General features: G+C 58.1%; 19 protein-coding genes. 14 read left to right on the top strand and 5 right to left on the bottom strand.

The window, feature by feature from the left end; genetic code table 11:
• Position 1: 1 nt before the first annotated feature.
• The 4 genes from moaE (at position 2) to RYA97_RS18640 (ending at position 2,413) form a co-directional block, all read left to right on the top strand.
• Positions 2-448 (top strand): molybdopterin synthase catalytic subunit MoaE, encoded by a 447-nt coding sequence (gene moaE, locus RYA97_RS18655; RefSeq protein WP_005746013.1) that lies wholly within the window; start codon positions 2-4, stop codon positions 446-448.
• A 259-nt stretch (positions 449-707) separates the two neighbouring features.
• Positions 708-1,358 carry a CsgG/HfaB family protein gene (locus RYA97_RS18650; protein ID WP_005746012.1) on the top strand — a complete coding sequence of 217 codons (651 nt, stop codon included), beginning with the start codon at positions 708-710 and terminating at the stop codon, positions 1,356-1,358.
• Between the two features lie 27 nt (positions 1,359-1,385).
• Positions 1,386-1,757, top strand: coding sequence for a DUF4810 domain-containing protein (locus tag RYA97_RS18645; protein WP_004658309.1), 372 nt, complete (start codon positions 1,386-1,388; stop codon positions 1,755-1,757).
• Positions 1,754-2,413, top strand: coding sequence for a DUF799 domain-containing protein (locus RYA97_RS18640; protein ID WP_005746009.1), 660 nt, complete (start codon positions 1,754-1,756; stop codon positions 2,411-2,413). Before RYA97_RS18645 ends, RYA97_RS18640 begins: the two co-directional genes overlap by 4 nt.
• Before the next feature lie 79 nt (positions 2,414-2,492).
• Here RYA97_RS18640 and rhlB read toward each other — a convergent pair whose 3' ends face one another.
• On the bottom strand, positions 2,493-3,947 hold the full coding sequence (gene rhlB, locus RYA97_RS18635) for an ATP-dependent RNA helicase RhlB (RefSeq protein WP_016980921.1): 1,455 nt from the start codon (positions 3,945-3,947) through the stop codon (positions 2,493-2,495).
• A 116-nt stretch (positions 3,948-4,063) separates the two neighbouring features.
• A complete protein-coding gene (locus tag RYA97_RS18630) occupies positions 4,064-4,723 on the bottom strand; it encodes an alpha/beta hydrolase (RefSeq protein WP_004663973.1) in 660 nt (219 codons plus the stop codon).
• Positions 4,724-5,208: 485 nt separating this feature from the next.
• Between RYA97_RS18630 and RYA97_RS18625 the strand changes: the two genes are divergently transcribed.
• The 5 genes from RYA97_RS18625 (at position 5,209) to RYA97_RS18605 (ending at position 10,769) form a co-directional block, all read left to right on the top strand.
• Positions 5,209-6,237 (top strand): amino acid ABC transporter substrate-binding protein, encoded by a 1,029-nt coding sequence (locus RYA97_RS18625; protein WP_002552268.1) that lies wholly within the window; start codon positions 5,209-5,211, stop codon positions 6,235-6,237.
• A gap of 70 nt (positions 6,238-6,307) precedes the next feature.
• Positions 6,308-7,489 carry an amino acid ABC transporter permease gene (locus RYA97_RS18620; protein WP_002552269.1) on the top strand — a complete coding sequence of 394 codons (1,182 nt, stop codon included), beginning with the start codon at positions 6,308-6,310 and terminating at the stop codon, positions 7,487-7,489.
• 10 nt (positions 7,490-7,499) lie between these two features.
• Positions 7,500-8,597 (top strand): amino acid ABC transporter permease, encoded by a 1,098-nt coding sequence (locus RYA97_RS18615; protein WP_005752912.1) that lies wholly within the window; start codon positions 7,500-7,502, stop codon positions 8,595-8,597.
• A 10-nt stretch (positions 8,598-8,607) separates the two neighbouring features.
• Positions 8,608-9,372 (top strand): amino acid ABC transporter ATP-binding protein, encoded by a 765-nt coding sequence (locus RYA97_RS18610; protein WP_003365366.1) that lies wholly within the window; start codon positions 8,608-8,610, stop codon positions 9,370-9,372.
• A 167-nt stretch (positions 9,373-9,539) separates the two neighbouring features.
• Positions 9,540-10,769: a CynX/NimT family MFS transporter gene (locus tag RYA97_RS18605; protein ID WP_117139506.1), complete on the top strand. Its 1,230-nt coding sequence runs from the start codon at positions 9,540-9,542 to the stop codon at positions 10,767-10,769.
• Positions 10,770-10,811: 42 nt separating this feature from the next.
• Here the strand turns inward: RYA97_RS18605 and RYA97_RS18600 are convergent, their stop codons facing one another.
• Positions 10,812-11,750, bottom strand: a complete 939-nt coding sequence (locus tag RYA97_RS18600; protein WP_117139507.1) for an aromatic alcohol reductase — start codon at positions 11,748-11,750, stop codon at positions 10,812-10,814.
• 48 nt (positions 11,751-11,798) lie between these two features.
• Between RYA97_RS18600 and RYA97_RS18595 the strand changes: the two genes are divergently transcribed.
• The 4 genes from RYA97_RS18595 to RYA97_RS18580 all read left to right on the top strand — a co-directional run bounded on the left by RYA97_RS18595 (position 11,799) and on the right by RYA97_RS18580 (position 14,152).
• Positions 11,799-12,242 carry a winged helix-turn-helix transcriptional regulator gene (locus RYA97_RS18595; RefSeq protein WP_005732705.1) on the top strand — a complete coding sequence of 148 codons (444 nt, stop codon included), beginning with the start codon at positions 11,799-11,801 and terminating at the stop codon, positions 12,240-12,242.
• A gap of 87 nt (positions 12,243-12,329) precedes the next feature.
• Entirely contained in the window at positions 12,330-12,821 is a 492-nt protein-coding gene (locus tag RYA97_RS18590; RefSeq protein WP_117139508.1) for a nuclear transport factor 2 family protein, read from the top strand.
• Complete coding sequence (locus RYA97_RS18585; RefSeq protein ID WP_117139509.1) at positions 12,814-13,116, top strand: GIY-YIG nuclease family protein; 303 nt, start codon at positions 12,814-12,816, stop codon at positions 13,114-13,116. The genes RYA97_RS18590 and RYA97_RS18585 overlap by 8 nt, the downstream gene beginning before the upstream one ends.
• 103 nt (positions 13,117-13,219) lie before the next feature.
• The gene (locus tag RYA97_RS18580) at positions 13,220-14,152 is read left to right on the top strand and encodes a glutathione S-transferase family protein (protein ID WP_117139510.1); all 933 of its coding nucleotides are present in this window, start codon (positions 13,220-13,222) and stop codon (positions 14,150-14,152) included.
• Between the two features lie 323 nt (positions 14,153-14,475).
• On the opposite strand, the gene RYA97_RS18575 is transcribed toward RYA97_RS18580, so the two are convergent.
• Together RYA97_RS18575 and yejK are read right to left on the bottom strand one after the other, a co-directional pair.
• Positions 14,476-14,826, bottom strand: a complete 351-nt coding sequence (locus RYA97_RS18575) for a glutaredoxin family protein (RefSeq protein WP_005746001.1) — start codon at positions 14,824-14,826, stop codon at positions 14,476-14,478.
• 5 nt (positions 14,827-14,831) lie between these two features.
• Positions 14,832-15,833 carry a nucleoid-associated protein YejK gene (yejK, locus tag RYA97_RS18570; protein ID WP_019742027.1) on the bottom strand — a complete coding sequence of 334 codons (1,002 nt, stop codon included), beginning with the start codon at positions 15,831-15,833 and terminating at the stop codon, positions 14,832-14,834.
• Positions 15,834-16,226: 393 nt separating this feature from the next.
• Here yejK and RYA97_RS18565 point away from each other — a divergent pair, with 393 nt between their 5' ends.
• Positions 16,227-16,508 carry an HU family DNA-binding protein gene (locus tag RYA97_RS18565; RefSeq protein WP_002552279.1) on the top strand — a complete coding sequence of 94 codons (282 nt, stop codon included), beginning with the start codon at positions 16,227-16,229 and terminating at the stop codon, positions 16,506-16,508.
• Positions 16,509-16,834: the final 326 nt, after the last annotated feature.

Here is a 16,834-nt window from a genome sequence, read left to right as displayed (position 1 = left end):
CATGACCATTCGCGTTCAGGCTGCGGCGTTCGACCCCGGCACTGAAGTCAACGCGTTGCATGCGGCCAACCTCGGCATCGGCGCGGTGGTCAGTTTTGTCGGCTATGTGCGGGACTTCAACGAGGGTCGCGAGGTGTCGGGCATGTTTCTGGAGCACTATCCGGGCATGACCGAAAAGGCACTGGCAAAAATCGTTACCGAGGCCGAACAGCGCTGGCCGTTGCTGCGCGTTGATGTGCTGCATCGGGTGGGAGCGCTGGAGCCCGGCGAGCCGATAGTATTCGTGGGCGTTGCCAGCGCTCACCGGCAGGCAGCGTTCGAAGCCTGCGATTTCGTCATGGACTACCTCAAGACCCGCGCGCCGTTCTGGAAGAAGGAAAAGACTTCCGAGGGACCGCAGTGGGTTGAAGGCCGCGATAGCGATCAGGCAGCAGCCCGGCGCTGGTAGTCGTTGGTCGTTGCGCCCATCTTTTTCCCTGAAAGTCTGACCTTCCGCTTTTTATATCGTCTATTTGCATCTTTCTTGGTACAGAAAGATGGCTTCGGGCTATCATGCGCAGCCGCGAAAAGGCGGCCTGTTGGCTTTGCCCAATCCTATTCAATAACTGTCCGAACGTGATCGCGTTTTGCGAGCCACATTGCGGGCAGTTTTTCGTAAACGCTCGGAGCAGAATGTGAAGAAACTTCAGCAGGTTTTGGTTTCAGGGATGACGACAGCGGCTTTAGTGCTGGTTGCTGGTTGTGCAACGGAAAGCTCGCGGGCGCTGCCTGTGACAAAGGTTGAAAGTGCTGGAGTTGCCTATGCCGGTGTGCGCTATCCGGTTGCGGTCGGCAAGTTCGATAACCGCTCCAGCTATATGCGCGGGATCTTTTCCGATGGCGTCGATCGTCTTGGTGGTCAAGCCAAGACCATCCTGATCACCCACATGCAGCAAACCAACCGGTTCAATGTGCTGGATCGCGACAACATGGAGGAGATCAAGCAGGAAGCCGCTATTAAATCTACCGCCCAGCGTCTGAAGGGTGCTGACTACGTGGTGACCGGCGACGTGACCGAGTTCGGTCGCAAGGAAGTTGGCGATCAGCAACTGTTCGGCCTGCTGGGCCGCGGCAAATCCCAGATTGCCTACGCGAAAGTCGCTTTGAACATCGTCAATATCAGCACTTCGGAAGTGGTGTACTCGACTCAGGGCGCAGGCGAGTTCGAGCTTTCCAACCGTGAAGTCGTCGGCTTTGGCGGCACCGCCAGTTATGACTCGACACTCAACGGCAAGGTTCTCGACCTGGCCATGCGCGAAGCCGTCAACAACATGGTACGTGCGCTCGACAGCGGTGCCTGGAAACCGACTGCCAACTGATATTTCAAAAGGGAATTTGTTGTGTTCATGAATCGTTTTAATGTTTCGTTGCGCGGTGTCGCAATGCTTTTAGTCGCCGGCGCGTGCCTGACGGGCTGTGTCCAACAGCCGAAAACCTTGTACCAGTGGGGCAGTTACCAGCCTGAGGTGTACGAGTATTTCAAAGGCGAGTCCAAGGAAGCCCAGGTCGCCAAGCTCGAAGAAGACCTGCAGAAAATCCGCTCTACCAACGCAACGCCGCCACCGGGCTACCATGCTCAGTTGGGCATGCTATACGGCAGTATTGGCAAGGATGACCAGATGGTTCAGGAGTTGCGCACGGAAAAGGCACTGTTTCCCGAGTCGGCCACTTATATGGACTTCCTGCTCAAGAACGCCCACGCAGGAGTCGTCAAATGAACCTCGCTCATCTGAAAGTTGCTGTAAGCCTGTTTGCCGTTGCCCTGCTGTCGGGTTGCGTTACCCCGCCAACGGTGGATTACTCGGCCTTCAAGGAAAGCAAACCGCGTTCGATTCTGGTACTGCCGCCGGTCAACGAATCGCCTGACGTCAAGGCGACGTACAGCACCTTCTCGCAGGTGACCTACCCGCTGGCCGAGTCGGGCTACTACGTGTTGCCTGTGGCGCTGGTTGACGAGACGTTTCGCAATAACGGCCTGACCAATGCCAACGATATTCAGGCAACATCGCCTGCCAAGTTGCGCGAGATCTTCGGAGCCGACGCCGCGATGTACATCACGGTCAAGCAATACGGCACCAGTTACGTGGTCATCAGTAGCCAGACCGTCGTCACGGTCACGGCAAAGCTGGTTGATCTGCGCACCGGTACTGCGCTGTGGACGGGTACCGCGTCGGCGTCCAGTGAAGAGGGCGGCAACAACAGCGGTGGCGGTCTGGTGGGTATGCTGATTACAGCGGCGGTCAAGCAGATCATCAACAGTTCGACCGATGCCGGTCATCCCATCGCCGGGATAGCCAGCAACCGACTGCTCACTGCTGGTCGGCCGGCGGGTCTGCTTTATGGTCCACGTTCGCCGAAGTACGGTACTGACTGACCCTCAGGCTGCTGATTTCCGGCAGGCACAAAAAAAGCGCAGTCCCGTAAAGGCTGCGCTTTTTTGTTGGTCGCACGTGTCAGGTCGTTTGCCGCACCACTGCCCTGAGCAGGTGGGTCGGTGGTGTTTCACAACTGATCTTGCGACCCAGTTTCTCTTCGATGGCGGGCAGCTGGTAGGAGTCATCTTCGCCAGCGAAGCTGATGGAGACGCCATCGGCACCTGCGCGACCGGTACGGCCGATGCGGTGCACGTAGTCGTCCGGCACCTCTGGCAGGGTGAAGTTAATCACGTGGCTGATGCCGTCAATGTGGATACCACGACCGGCCACATCGGTGGCGACCAGTACGCGGATCTTGCCTTCGCGGAAGCCTTCAAGGGTCTTGATGCGCTTGTGCTGCGGCACATCGCCCGACAGTTGCGCGGCATTGACGCCATCGCGTACCAAGCGCTCTTCGATGCGTCGCACCTCGTCCTTGCGGTTGGCAAAGACCATCACTCGTTCCCAGCCGTTGTCGGTGACCAGGTTATAGAGCAGCTTGTACTTGTCGGCACCGGCAACGGCATAGATATGCTGCTCGACGTTGTCACTGGCGACGTTCAACGATTCGATTTCGACGATGGAAGGGTCTGTCGTCCATTGTTTGGCGAGGTTCATCACGTCTTCGGTGAAGGTCGCGGAGAACAGCAGCGTCTGGCGTTCACCCTTGTGCGGTGTTTGGCGAATGATCTGACGCACCTGCGGGATGAAACCCATGTCGAGCATGCGGTCGGCTTCGTCCAGGACCATCACTTCGACCATGTCCAGATGCACTTCGCCGCGCTGGTTGAAGTCCAGCAGGCGGCCAGGCGTGGCCACCAGAATATCGCAGTGCCGTGCTTCAAGTTGTTTGAGCTGCTTGTCGAAATCCATGCCACCGACGAACGTCATGACGTTCAGGTTGGTGTATTTGGTCAGGTCGGCAGCGTCCTTGGCGATCTGCACCACCAGTTCGCGAGTGGGCGCAATGATCAGCGCACGGGGCTCACCCATGTAACGTTCGGCTGGCGGTGGCGTCTGGGTCAGTTGCTCGATGATCGAGATCAGGAACGCAGCGGTCTTGCCGGTACCGGTCTGGGCGCGACCGATTGCGTCCTTGCCTTTGAGCGTGAAGCCCAGTACGCCCGCCTGAATCGGTGTGCAGTACGGGAAACCAAGGTCCTGAATCGCGTGCATCAGTTCAGGCGCAAGGTTGAAATCGTGGAAGCGGGTCTTGCCTTCCTGCGGTTCGACGACGAAATCTTCGAGTTTCCATGCTGGCGCAGGCGGTTTTACCACGCGCTCACGACGCGGGCGCTCGGCCCTTGGCTTGTCGGTGCGCGGTGCTCTGGCTTTGGAGGGCTCGTTGACGGTGTCCGAAAGCTGAGTCTGGGCATGATCCGGTGTGTCGCCTGCGGCAGCGGGGGAGGCGGGAATAAAGGCTGTCGGACCAGGCGCGCGCTGCTCAGCCTCACTTTTACCGAACATCTTTTTAAGTGCTTTGAGCACGGTCATCTCATCAATTGGTTAAGGAATGTACGCCGAGCAGTGTAAAGCAAGAACCGTGCTCGGCGTAGTGCCATCCGTGGCGGGCTACAAAAGCGGTCAGTTGCAGGCGGGCCCAGGGCGCTTTAGCGCAGCTTGTCAGCCAGCCAGACGCCGATGTCATGGATTTCCTGCGGTAACACTTGGTGCCCCATTGGGTACTCTTGCCATTGAGCGGTTACACCCTGAGCCTTGAGGTGCTCGTACACCGTCCGGCCCATGGGGTTGTGCACCACTTCGTCGTGCTGGCCATGCAGGCAGTAGGCAGGGATGCGCTGTTGGCTGGCAGACAGCGTCATCTCATTGCTGAATGTCGGGGCATAAGTGGAAAGCGCGAGGACGCCGCCCAGCGGACCCTGCCAGCGTCTATAGCCCGCGTGTAACACCACCGCGCCGCCTTGGGAAAAGCCTGCCAGAAATATCCGTGACGGGTCGATGCCGCTGTCGCGTTGTTGCTCGATAAGGTCCAGCACCTTTTGTGCCGAGGCTTCCATCTGATCGTGATCAATGGCGCGGGCCTCGGAACTCATGGCCTTGATGTCGTACCAGCTTGGCATTTCATAGCCGCCGTTGACCGTTACGGCGCGTGTCGGTGCCTGAGGCAGGACGAAACGTGTAGTCGTCAGCGACTCCTGCAGCATCTCGGCGACCGGAAGAAAATCATAGCGGTCGGCGCCCAACCCGTGCAGCCAGATAACGCAGGCATCCGCGGTGCCTGAAGGTTGGATGATCAAAGGTTCGCTCATGTCTGCTCCATTTGTGTGCGCTGGCTCATTTAGAGCGCATTAATAGGGTGCGCTGTTAGATTAAAAATGAAAGAAGATGTCGCAAGGTTACAAGTTTTTGTCTTGACCTGTCGCTAATTCGACATAGCCAGCATGCTGGTACGGGCTTTGCTACAGCAGGACTGGAGTCGAGGCGCTCACATCGTTCGGTAACACTATAAGGCTATTACTTATAGCGATCGAAAAGCAGCTCGGGAGTCCATGCGTCAGGATTCGCGGCACGATTCAACCTGTACCGCTCCGGTCCAGGAAAATCATGGGGTTTCAGTCCACGGGGCCGATTCTGAATGATGAAGACGAATGACGGGATGATCCTGCAGACGATTCGTGATTCAGGCCCAGCGTTGCATGACCCAAAAATAAGCCAGCACGGGTCATTAGCGCCTCACAAAGGTGCGACGCGACTGAGACACCTACACAACAAAGAGCAAACTGGAGGTTTTTGAATGAAGATGTTGAAATCCACCCTGGCTGTCGTCACCGCCCTGGCCGCATTTGGTGTAACCGGGGCTGCCAACGCCGGTGCCACCCTTGACGCTATTCAGAAGAAAGGTTTTGTTCAGTGCGGCGTCAGCGATGGCCTGCCAGGGTTCTCCGTTCCGGACTCCACCGGCAAGATCACCGGTATTGACGCTGATGTCTGCCGCGCAGTAGCCGCCGCAGTATTCGGCGACGCCACCAAGGTCAAGTTCAGCCAGTTGAACGCCAAGGAGCGTTTCACTGCACTGCAATCCGGCGAGATCGACATCCTTTCGCGTAACACCACCTGGACCAGCTCCCGTGATGCGGGCATGGGCCTGGTGTTCACCGGCGTGACTTACTACGACGGTATCGGCTTCCTGGTAAACAACAAGCTGGGCGTCAAAAGCGCCAAGGAACTGGACGGTGCAACCATCTGCATCCAGGCCGGTACCACTACCGAGCTGAACGTCTCCGACTACTTCCGTTCGAACGGCCTGAAATACACCCCGATCACCTTCGACACCTCCGACGAAAGCGCCAAGTCGCTGGAAGGCGGTCGTTGCGACGTACTGACTTCCGACCAGTCGCAACTCTACGCACAGCGCAGCAAGCTGGCCAAGCCGGACGATTACATCGTTCTGCCTGAAGTGATTTCCAAGGAGCCGCTGGGCCCTGTCGTGCGTAAAGGCGACGAAGACTGGTTCTCGATCGTTCGCTGGACCCTGTTCGCCATGCTCAACGCCGAGGAAGCCAAAATCACTTCCAAGAACGTTGAAGCTGAAGCCAAGTCGACCAAGAATCCTGACGTAGCCCGTATGCTGGGTGCCGACGGCACTTACGGTAAGGACCTCAAGCTGCCGAAAGACTGGGTCGTGCAGATCGTCAAGCAGGTCGGTAACTACGGCGAAGTGTTCGAACGCAACCTGGGCGAAGGCACCCCGCTGAAAATCAAGCGCGGCCAGAACGCTCTGTGGAATGCTGGCGGCATTCAGTACGCTCCACCTATTCGTTGATTGACCCGGCGCCCGGCAGGCTTCCCAGCCTGTCGGGCGTTGTTCTGTTGGATTTTTCCTGGGGCATTTCATGGAAAAGCAAATCGTCGCACCCAAGCAAAAGCTCTCTCTGAGCGATCCGAAAGTGCGCGCGTGGTTATTTCAGATCATCACTGTCGTGGCGGTGATCGCGTTGGGCTGGTTCATCTTCGACAATACCCAGACCAACCTGCAACACCGTGGTATTACCTCGGGTTTCGGCTTTCTTGAAAACAGTGCCGGTTTCGGTATTGCTCAACACCTGATCGACTACAGCGAAGCGGACAGTTATGCCCGCGTATTCGTCATCGGCCTGCTGAATACCTTGCTGGTGTCGGTTATCGGTATTGTCCTGGCGACCTTGCTGGGCTTTGTCATTGGCGTCGCTCGCCTGTCTCCGAACTGGATGATCAGCAAGCTGGCAACCGTTTATGTCGAAGTCTTCCGCAACATTCCGCCACTGCTGCAGATCCTCTTCTGGTACACCGCCGTATTCCTCACGCTGCCTGGTCCGCGTCAGGCGCATGGTTATCTGGACATGTTCTTCGTCAGCAGCCGCGGGCTCAATATGCCCAGAGCCTTGCCAGCCGAAGGTGCATGGGCGTTTCTGATCAGCATCGTGGTTGCCGTTATAGCGATCGTGATGATGGTGCGCTGGGCCAACAAGCGCTTCGAAGCCACTGGCCAGCCGTTTCACAAGTTCTGGGTCGGTCTGGCGTTATTGCTGGTGATCCCGGGCCTGAGCATGCTGGTCTTCGGCAGCCCGGTGCATTGGGAACTGCCGCAACTGAAGGGTTTCAACTTCACCGGTGGCTGGGTGCTGATCCCGGAGCTGATCTCCCTGACCCTGGCACTGACCATCTACACGGCGGCGTTCATCGCTGAAATCGTGCGTTCCGGCATCAAGTCGGTCAGCCACGGTCAGACCGAAGCTGCCCGCTCGCTGGGGCTGCGCCCCGGGCCAACGCTGCGCAAGGTCATCATTCCGCAGGCGCTGCGAGTGATCATTCCGCCGTTGACCAGTCAGTTCCTGAACCTGGCGAAGAACTCGTCGCTGGCAGCAGCCATCGGTTATCCGGAAATGGTTTCCCTGTTCGCCGGTACGGTGCTCAACCAGACCGGGCAGGCTATTGAAGTCATTGCCATCACCATGAGTGTGTACCTGGCGATCAGTATCAGCATTTCTCTGCTGATGAACTGGTACAACAAGCGCATTGCGCTGATCGAGCGGTGAGGAAACGCGCATGACAACTCATACTTTCAAACCTGATATGCCACCACCGGGCAAAGTGTTCGGCCCGATGGCGTGGATGAGGCAGAACCTGTTCTCCAGCTGGATCAACACCCTGCTGACCCTGTTCTCGCTCTACCTGATCTATCTGGTCGTTCCGCCGATCATCAGTTGGGCGCTGCTGGACGCCAACTGGGTCGGCACGACCAAGGAAGACTGCACCAAGGCGGGCGCCTGCTGGGTGTTCATCGAGCAGCGCTTCGGCCAGTTCATGTACGGCTACTTCCCCAATGAACTGCGCTGGCGGGTCGACCTGACCGCCATCCTGGCGATTGTCGGTGCTGCGCCGCTGTTCATCTCGAAGTTTCAGCGCAAGGCTGTCTACGGTATCGCCTTTCTGGTGATTTACCCGATTGTTGCCTTCTACCTGCTGCACGGCGGTGCTTTTGGTCTGACCAACGTACCGACCAGCCAGTGGGGCGGCCTGATGCTGACCCTGGTGATTGCCACCGTGGGTATCGTCGGTGCCTTGCCGCTGGGTATTTTGCTGGCGCTCGGCCGTCGCTCCAACATGCCGGCTGTGCGTGTGGTGTGCGTAACGTTTATCGAGTTCTGGCGCGGCGTGCCGCTGATCACCGTGCTGTTCATGTCGTCGGTGATGCTGCCGCTGTTCATGCCCGAAGGGATGAACTTCGACAAACTGCTGCGGGCGTTGATCGGCGTGATTCTGTTCCAGTCGGCGTACATCGCCGAAGTGGTACGCGGCGGCATGCAGGCCATCCCCAAGGGCCAGTATGAAGCCGCCTCGGCCATGGGCCTGGGTTACTGGCGCAGCATGGGTCTGGTGATTTTGCCGCAGGCGTTGAAGATGGTCATTCCCGGCATCGTCAACACCTTCATTGCCTTGTTCAAAGACACCAGTCTGGTGATCATTATCGGCCTGTTCGACCTGCTCAACAGCGTCAAGCAAGCTACCGCCGACCCGGCATGGCTGGGTATGGCCACTGAAGGCTATGTCTTCGCGGCCCTGGTGTTCTGGATCTTCTGTTTCGGTATGTCCCGCTATTCCATGCATTTGGAACGTAAGCTGGACACAGGCCACAAGCGTTAGGAGTTTTGTGATGAGTGAAGTTATCAATAAGCCTCTGGGCGCTGAAGGCATGATCCGCATGGAGGGCGTCCACAAGTGGTACGGCCAGTTCCATGTACTCAAGGACATCAACCTGAACGTGCGTCAGGGCGAACGTATCGTGCTGTGCGGCCCATCGGGTTCGGGCAAATCGACCACCATTCGTTGCCTCAACCGTCTGGAAGAGCACCAGCAGGGCCGTATCATCGTCGACGGCACCGAACTGACTTCCGACTTGAAGCAGATCGAGACCATCCGCCGTGAAGTCGGCATGGTGTTTCAGCATTTCAACCTGTTCCCGCACCTTACCATCCTGCAGAACTGCACGCTGGCACCGATGTGGGTACGCAACATGCCGAAAAAGAAAGCCGAAGAAATCGCCATGCATTATCTGGAGCGTGTGCGTATTCCGGAGCAGGCCCACAAGTTCCCGGGTCAGCTTTCCGGTGGTCAGCAGCAGCGTGTGGCGATTGCCCGTGCCTTGTGCATGAAGCCGAAAATCATGCTGTTCGATGAACCGACTTCGGCGCTTGACCCGGAAATGGTCAAGGAAGTGCTCGACACCATGGTTGGCCTGGCTGAAGAAGGCATGACCATGTTATGCGTGACTCACGAGATGGGCTTTGCCCGTACCGTGGCGAACCGGGTTATCTTCATGGACAAAGGCGAAATCGTCGAACAGGCCGCGCCGAACGACTTCTTCGACAACCCGCAAAGCGATCGTACCAAGCTGTTCCTCAGTCAGATCATTCACTGAGTCAGTAGCTGCTACACGGAAAACCGGGCCATGCGCCCGGTTTTTTTTCGCCTGCATTTGCCATGCATCTTGTATGCAATTCTGGCTGAACCTTGTATTCGCGATGATTCTCCAACAGGATACCGCCCCCCTGAAAAGGGTCGACATACCTGATTACCGAGAAACCGATGACTGCCAAGGCTCAATCCAGCCCCCAACCGATTACCGATCAAGCCCATCCTGTTCTAAAGCGCCCCTGGCTGTTGCTGCTGGGTCTGGTGCTGGTCGCCCTCAACCTGCGCCCCGCGTTATCCAGCGTTGCGCCGTTGCTTAACGAGGTGTCCGCAAGCCTTGGGATGTCGGCTGCCGAAGCTGGTCTGCTGACCACCTTGCCGGTGTTGTGTCTGGGCCTGTTCGCGCCATTGGCACCGATTCTTGCCCGGCGTTTTGGCAGTGAACGGGTGGTTTTGGTGGTGCTCCTGACACTGGCGTCGGGTCTGGCAGTACGCAGCCTGTTCGGCGAAGTCGGCCTGTTTACCGGCAGCCTGCTGGCGGGCGCGAGCATCGGGATCATCGGCGTATTGTTGCCCGGTATCGTCAAGCGCGATTTCCCGCACAAGGCCGGGGCCATGACCGGTGTCTACACCATGGCGCTGTGCCTGGGCGCTGCGATTGCAGCCGGTTCGACGGTGCCGCTGAGCCAGTACGTCGGTGACAGCTGGCAAATAGGTCTGGGTTTCTGGCTGGTCCCGGCGTTGATTGCGGCGCTGTTCTGGTTTCCACAAGCACGTGAAATGCATGGCTCACATCGCGATGTCTATCGAGTTCGCGGTCTGTTGCGTGACCCGCTGGCGTGGCAGGTCACGCTGTATATGGGCCTGCAATCGTCGCTGTCGTACATTGTCTTCGGCTGGCTGCCCTCGATTCTCATCGGTCGCGGCTTGACGCCGACCCAGGCCGGTCTGCTGCTGTCCGGCTCGATCATCGCACAAGTCATCAGCGCCCTGGCGGTGCCCTATCTGGCCACACGCGGCAAGGATCAGCGTCTGGCGATCATGCTGGTCATGTCGCTCACACTGACCGGGCTGTTCGGCTGCCTGTACGCTCCGCTCGGCGGGCTGTGGGGCTGGGCCGTCCTGCTGGGGATCGGGCAGGGCGGCACGTTCAGCCTGGCGCTGGCCTTGATCGTCCTGCGCTCGCGCGACTCACATGTCGCCGCCAATCTGTCGAGTATGGCGCAAGGCTTTGGCTACACCATCGCCTCGACCGGCCCGTTTGCCGTGGGCGTGGTGCATGACATGACCGGCAGCTGGAGCGCGATTGGCTGGATCTTCGCGGTACTCGGGCTGGGCGCCATCATCGCGGGCATGGGTGCCGGTCGGGCGCTGCAGGTGCAGGTCAGTAGCGAGAAGGTTTGATTTTCGATGATTGTTGATCGTTCGGAACGGGCTTGAGCTGCTTCAGGTCTGAGCCAGATTGGCCAGGGCCCATTGTTCGGCACTGGTGACGCTCAGCCCTGATTTCGCGTTGTAGGTACGGGCGACGTCCCATGCCACGCCTCGGCCCATGGCAAAGACTGCCCGGTATTTGCGCAGATTGTCATCCGGCATTTCCGTCAGATCGGCCTGCAACTGCGCAACACTCCATACGTGCCGCTCGATGTCGCGCCCCGTGACACGCTCCACAAGATCGGCCAGCCCGGCGTATGTCAATGTGTCGCCAGCGGTGTACACCACCTGATTCACTATGCGCGGCTCGTGCATCACGATGGCAGCAGTCAGCCTGCCAATGTCCTCTGCGGTGGTGACTGTCACGGCCGTATCGAGGCTGCCCAGCGCATTGATCCGACCGCCTTGCAGATCGACGACACCGAACGCGGGTTCGAACAGGAAGCTTGTAAACATACCGGTCGAAACGATTACCCATTCGGTTTGTTGCTGGGCGCGCAGCTTTTCTCGCACATCGAGTTGCTCATCGAACAGATCCTGAGGGCTGCCCCGGCCGATAAGGTCGTAGTCAACGCCGAACTGCCAGGGCAGGTAGCGTTTTATGCCGGCCTTGAGCGCCGCATCGGTCAGTTTGCGCTGAGTGCCCCGGCCAGCGGCAAAACCCGCACAACTGATTACCGTGTCGTAGCGCTTCATGACAGTGGCTAGTTCGTCCACGGTGGCGTCGGCCAGATCGGCGGTTTCGATGGCAATGTTCAGCGCGCGGATTTCTTCGATTTCCACACGCTTGGCGGGCGCTTTAGTGCTCAAGCTGCTCTGGCGTAGCAGCACGGCAATGCTCAAATCATATGCTCCGGCTTTCTCGACCAGCCCTCGCAGCACGGCGAGCCCAAGCTCTCCTGCGCCTATTACCAGAATGCGTTGTTTGACGTTTGCGTTATCGGCTTGCATGGTGACCCCTTTGGACAGTCTTTCAATTCAGGCGGGAGAGATGCTGGCATGCCTGTCGACATACAAAAAGTAGGCACATCGGTGATACCGGGCGGGCTGGACGCGCAGGAAGTGGTCAGACGCTCCGAAGCGGCCTGTGCTGCGCTCAGCGATGATGAGGATGGTCTCAAGCGCGATATTCTCGGCCACGCCGGAAACCGCTGGTCATTGGGCGTGGTACATGCGCTCGGCGTCAGCAGCCCTTTGCGCCATGCCCAATTGCGCCGAAAGCTGCACGGCGTCACTCAGCGCATGCTCACTCATACCTTGCGCCAGCTTGAACAGGACGGGTTGATCACCCGCCATGACTACTGCGAGAAGCCGCTCAGGGTGGAATATTCGTTGACCGACCTGGGCATGGGGCTGCTGGTACAAATGATTCCGCTGTGGACTTGGGTGATTGAAAATTCAGAGGCGTTCAGTGCAGCGCGAAATCGTTATCCGGACAGGTAAAAGTGATGGCTGATGCGCCATCAACCCTCGCCATTTTCAGCGGCGCCGCTTATCGTGCACGGATAATTCGCCAAGGGATGTGCACGCATGAACTACGAGGAACAAAGTCAGGCCAACAGCGCACTGATCACCCGCTTTTATGAGGCGTTTGCGCAGCTGGATGCCGAGGCGATGAGTGCCTGTTATACCGATGACGTGCTGTTTAGTGACCCGGCATTTGGTGAATTGCGCGGGCCTCAGGTAGGCGACATGTGGCGCATGCTGACTTCCCAGGCGAAAAATTTCTCGGTGGTCTTCGATCAGGTGCGTGCCGATGATCGGGCGGGCACTGCACATTGGGTGGCGACCTATCTGTTCAGTCAGACCGGGCGCACGGTGGTCAACGATATTGAGGCCCGATTCGTGTTCCGCGATGGCAAGATCTGCGAGCATCACGATCATTTCGACATATGGCGCTGGTCGCGACAGGCGCTGGGTTTGAAAGGTTTGCTGCTGGGCTGGACACCGCTGGTACGCAACGCCGTGCGGGCTCAGGCACTCAAGGGTCTGAAGACCTTTTCAGAGAATCGCCGTGTCTGAGGTTGCCAGCACCGCGAGTGCGCCGACTGCCGAACAGGCGGTCGGCAAACCCTGGTTTGTCTATCTGGTGCGCGCTGCCAATGGTTCGCTGTACTGCGGCATCAGTGATGATCCGCAGCGGCGATTTGCTGCGCACCAGAGTGGCAAGGGCGCGCGCTTTTTCTCTTCCAGCCCGGCAATGGCCCTGGTCTACGTCGAACAGTGGCCCAGCAAGGGTGAGGCGTTGCGTCAGGAGCGGCTGATCAAGAAACTCAGAAAAAGCGCCAAAGAGGCACTGGCAGCCAGTTACGCCTGATCACCGATTCATGAGCGTGATGTAGTGTCATCAGCTTGAGTCTGTGGGCGGGCAGGGTGCTGCGGGTTAAGCTGTGTGCTTCCCGAGTGCGCAGAGGCTGAACATGTCCGAGTTGATTCTTCACCATTACCCCACGTCACTGTTTGCCGAAAAAGCCCGCCTGATGCTGGGTTTCAAAGGCCTCACATGGCGCTCGGTGACGATCCCGTCGATCATGCCCAAGCCCGACCTGACCGCGCTGACAGGCGGTTATCGCAGGACGCCGGTGTTGCAGGCTGGCGCAGATATCTACTGCGACACGGCACTGATGGCGCGCCGCCTTGAGCAGGAAAAGGCTTCGCCAGCGTTTTATCCGCAAGGTCAGGAGTTTTCGGTTGCCGGTCTGGCCGCCTGGGCGGATTCGGTGCTGTTCCTGCATGCCGTGAGCCTGGTGTTTCAGCCTGAGTCGATGGCTGTACGATTTGCCAAGGTGCCGCCAGACGCTGCCAAGGCGTTCATTGCCGACCGATCCACGCTGTTCAACGGTGGCACGGCTTCACGCCCGCCTGTCGAGCAGGTCAAGCATCAATGGCCCACGCTGATGTCACGCCTGGAGTTGCAGCTGTCGCGCGGTGGTGATTTTCTGTTTGGCGTACCTTCGATTGCCGATTTTTCGGTTGCCCATACGCTGTGGTTTCTCAAGCAGACGCCAGTGACTGCGCACTTTGTCGATGATTATCCGGGTGTCAGTGCCTGGCTTGATCGCGTTCTGGGGTTTGGGCATGGCACGTTCAGCGACCTGAGTTCGGCTGATGCCATTGAAATCGCCAGAAATGCAACGCCTGCGCCACTGCCCGACGAAGTCTTTGTTGATCCGAATGGCTTCAAGGCGGGCGACAAGGTCGCTGTCTCGGCAGTCGACTATGGCGTCGAGGCGGTTGAGGGTGAATTGATCTTTACCGGGCGCGAAGAGTTGATCCTGCGCCGCGAAGATGAACGCGCTGGCGTCGTGCATGTGCACTTCCCGAGAATAGGATTTCGGGTCGAGAAGCGCTGAAGTTTACGAAGCTCTGCGTCGCATGCCGTTCTGGACGCTCTGCGTCCTCTCTTGAGTGTGCAGTGCGGCAAAGATTTGTGACGCGGAGCGTCACGCAAGGCATTCCCACGCTGGAGCGTGAGGAACGATAATCTCGACTATCGTGCGGCGCCACGCCGACATGCCGTAATCTCGACTATCGTGCGACGCCGCGTCGGCAGGCCGTAATCTCGATTATCGTGCGACGCTCTGCGTCGCACGCCGTTCTGGACGCTCTGCGTCCTCTCTTGAGTGTGCAGTGTGGCAAAGGTCTGTGACGCGGAGCTTTGGCACGGTATTCCAGGCTATTTCAATGCTGCCAGTATCTGATCCGGGTCGAATCCCCGGATCAAGGTGCCGTTGACGTCGATCAGCGGTATGCCTCTGCCACCCAGTGCTTCGTAGGCCTTGCGGCCTTCTTCGGACTTCTCGATGTCGAACTCCTTATACGCAATCCCTTTGCTGTCGAGAAAGCGCCGCGTCTGTTTGCAGTAGCCACACCAGTCAGTGGCGTACATCACCACTTTCGCCTGGCTGTAGCTCTGCGCAACGCTCGCTGGCGGCGGGTTGACGAAGTTCTCGATCTTGCCCCAGTTCTGATAAACCACCACAACCAGCATGATCAGCGCGAACTTCTTGAGGGTGCGTATCAGCATGTCGGTTACCGTCGCTTCAACTGATCGGTCAGTTGGGTCGGCAGCCCCTTGATGATCAGGGTGCCTGCAGTTTCGTCGTACTCGATCTTGTCACCCAGCAGGTGAGCCTCGAAGCTGATCGACAGTCCTTCGGCGCGTCCCGTGAAACGTCGGAACTGGTTGAGGGTGCGCTTATCGGCCGGGATCTCGGGCGACAAGCCATAGTCCTTGTTGCGGATGTGATCATAGAACGCGCGCGGACGATCTTCGTCGATCAGTTCGGACAGTTCTTCCAGGCCCATCGGCTCGCCCATCTTGCTCTGGCTGCTGGCGTAATCGACCAGGGTCTTGGTCTTCTCGCGGGCTGACTCCTCCGGCAGGTCTTCACTTTCAACAAAGTCACTGAAGGCCTTGAGCAGGGTGCGGGTTTCGCCGGGGCCATCAACGCCTTCCTGGCAACCGATGAAGTCTCGGAAGTACTCGGAAACCTTCTTGCCGTTCTTGCCCTTGATGAACGAAATGTATTGCTTGGACTGTTTGTTGTTCTGCCATTCCGACAGGTTGATCCGCGCAGCAAGGTGCAACTGGCCCAGATCCAGGTGGCGCGAAGGGGTGACGTCCAGTTCGGCATTCACTGCCACACCTTCGCTGTGGTGCAGCAGGGCGATGGCCAGGTAGTCGGTCATGCCTTGCTGATAATGGGCAAACAGCACGTGGCCACCCACTGACAGATTGGATTCTTCCATGAGCTTTTGCAGGTGCTCGACCGCTGTGCGCGAGAACGCGGTGAAGTCGTTGCCACCGTCCAGATACTCTTTCAGCCAGCCGCTGAACGGGTGTGCGCCGGATTCTGGATGGAACAGGCCCCATGCCTTGCCCTGTTTGGCGTTGTAGCTCTCGTTGAGGTCGGCCAGCATGTTCTCGATGGCCTGGGACTCAGCGAGTTCGGAGTCGCGTGCATGGAGAACAGCGGGCGTACCGTCGGGTTTTTTATCGATCAGGTGGACGATGCAATGACGGATCGGCATGGGCTTCTCGGCTGAAAAAGGTGAAGAGCGTGCAGCTCGTTGCAAGACGGCAAGTGTAACGCACGCGTGCGCCACTTGGCCCCGGGCAGGCTGGTTTTCGCCAGCAGGGCGTGTTTGCTGGATGTTTTTTGTGCAATTGGCATTAAAACCTGACCAAAAGGATAGGTAGAGGCGGATATTTGTCCGGCTCTGTGCTAGTTTTGCGCGGTCTTGCGCACTTAGCGCGTCAAGCATGCAGTTAGCGCACACGTAGGTCGAACCATTGCCCGGTTTCAGTATCTACACTTTCGCGATTAATCGTGGCTGCTAGCGGGTGGCCAGGTTCATTGCCTGGCCACGGGCCGACGTTGCACTCTGCAATCCAAATGAATTTGATAGGGAAGGAACACCACCATGGCTCTTACTAAAGACCAATTGATCGCCGATATCGCTGAAGCTATCGACGCGCCAAAAACTACCGCGCGTAATGCTCTTGAGCAATTGGGCCAAATTGTTGCCGACCAATTGGAAAACGGCGTGGAAATCACTTTGCCAGGTATCGGCAAACTGAAAGTTGCAGAGCGTCCGGCTCGCACTGGCCGCAACCCTTCGACTGGCGCTGCCATCGAAATCGCTGCCAAGAAAGTTATCAAGTTCGTACCAGCCAAAGTGCTGACCGACTCGATCAACAAGTAAGCAACCGCTTGCTGTGAAAAAGCCGTGCACCGGTTAACCGGGCACGGCTTTTTTGTGGGCGTCTGATCACAGATCTGTGCCGCACGGCACACTCAAGAGAGGACGCAGAGCGTCCAGAATTGCATGCGACGCAGAGCGTCGCACGATAATCGAGATTAAGGCCTGCCGACGCAGAACGTCGCACGATAATCGAGATTAAGGCCTGCCGACGCGGCGTCGCACGATAATCGAGGCTAAGGCATGTCGGCGGAGTGTCGTACGGTAGTTGAGATTATCGTTCCTCACGCTCCAGCGTGGGAATGCCTTGCGTGACGCTCCGCGTCACA

It is taken from the genome of Pseudomonas syringae group sp. 26L6 (assembly GCF_032587815.1).
Lineage (GTDB): Bacteria > Pseudomonadota > Gammaproteobacteria > Pseudomonadales > Pseudomonadaceae > Aquipseudomonas > Aquipseudomonas amygdali.
This window is presented reverse-complemented; position numbering and strand designations above follow the sequence as displayed.

Excerpts from the sequence above, each read along its gene's own strand:
- yejK (WP_019742027.1), bottom strand. The coding sequence starts at position 15,833 with ATGCCGATCCGTCATTGCATCGTCCACCTGATCGATAAAAAACCCGAC.
- RYA97_RS18565 (WP_002552279.1), top strand. The coding sequence starts at position 16,227 with ATGGCTCTTACTAAAGACCAATTGATCGCCGATATCGCTGAAGCTATC.
- RYA97_RS18610 (WP_003365366.1), top strand. The coding sequence starts at position 8,608 with ATGAGTGAAGTTATCAATAAGCCTCTGGGCGCTGAAGGCATGATCCGC.
- RYA97_RS18625 (WP_002552268.1), top strand. The coding sequence starts at position 5,209 with ATGAAGATGTTGAAATCCACCCTGGCTGTCGTCACCGCCCTGGCCGCA.
- RYA97_RS18595 (WP_005732705.1), top strand. The coding sequence starts at position 11,799 with ATGCCTGTCGACATACAAAAAGTAGGCACATCGGTGATACCGGGCGGG.
- RYA97_RS18615 (WP_005752912.1), top strand. The coding sequence starts at position 7,500 with ATGACAACTCATACTTTCAAACCTGATATGCCACCACCGGGCAAAGTG.
- RYA97_RS18590 (WP_117139508.1), top strand. The coding sequence starts at position 12,330 with ATGAACTACGAGGAACAAAGTCAGGCCAACAGCGCACTGATCACCCGC.
- RYA97_RS18650 (WP_005746012.1), top strand. The coding sequence starts at position 708 with ATGACGACAGCGGCTTTAGTGCTGGTTGCTGGTTGTGCAACGGAAAGC.
- RYA97_RS18645 (WP_004658309.1), top strand. The coding sequence starts at position 1,386 with ATGAATCGTTTTAATGTTTCGTTGCGCGGTGTCGCAATGCTTTTAGTC.
- RYA97_RS18575 (WP_005746001.1), bottom strand. The coding sequence starts at position 14,826 with ATGCTGATACGCACCCTCAAGAAGTTCGCGCTGATCATGCTGGTTGTG.
- RYA97_RS18620 (WP_002552269.1), top strand. The coding sequence starts at position 6,308 with ATGGAAAAGCAAATCGTCGCACCCAAGCAAAAGCTCTCTCTGAGCGAT.
- RYA97_RS18580 (WP_117139510.1), top strand. The coding sequence starts at position 13,220 with ATGTCCGAGTTGATTCTTCACCATTACCCCACGTCACTGTTTGCCGAA.
- RYA97_RS18630 (WP_004663973.1), bottom strand. The coding sequence starts at position 4,723 with ATGAGCGAACCTTTGATCATCCAACCTTCAGGCACCGCGGATGCCTGC.
- rhlB (WP_016980921.1), bottom strand. The coding sequence starts at position 3,947 with ATGACCGTGCTCAAAGCACTTAAAAAGATGTTCGGTAAAAGTGAGGCT.
- moaE (WP_005746013.1), top strand. The coding sequence starts at position 2 with ATGACCATTCGCGTTCAGGCTGCGGCGTTCGACCCCGGCACTGAAGTC.
- RYA97_RS18605 (WP_117139506.1), top strand. The coding sequence starts at position 9,540 with ATGACTGCCAAGGCTCAATCCAGCCCCCAACCGATTACCGATCAAGCC.
- RYA97_RS18640 (WP_005746009.1), top strand. The coding sequence starts at position 1,754 with ATGAACCTCGCTCATCTGAAAGTTGCTGTAAGCCTGTTTGCCGTTGCC.
- RYA97_RS18600 (WP_117139507.1), bottom strand. The coding sequence starts at position 11,750 with ATGCAAGCCGATAACGCAAACGTCAAACAACGCATTCTGGTAATAGGC.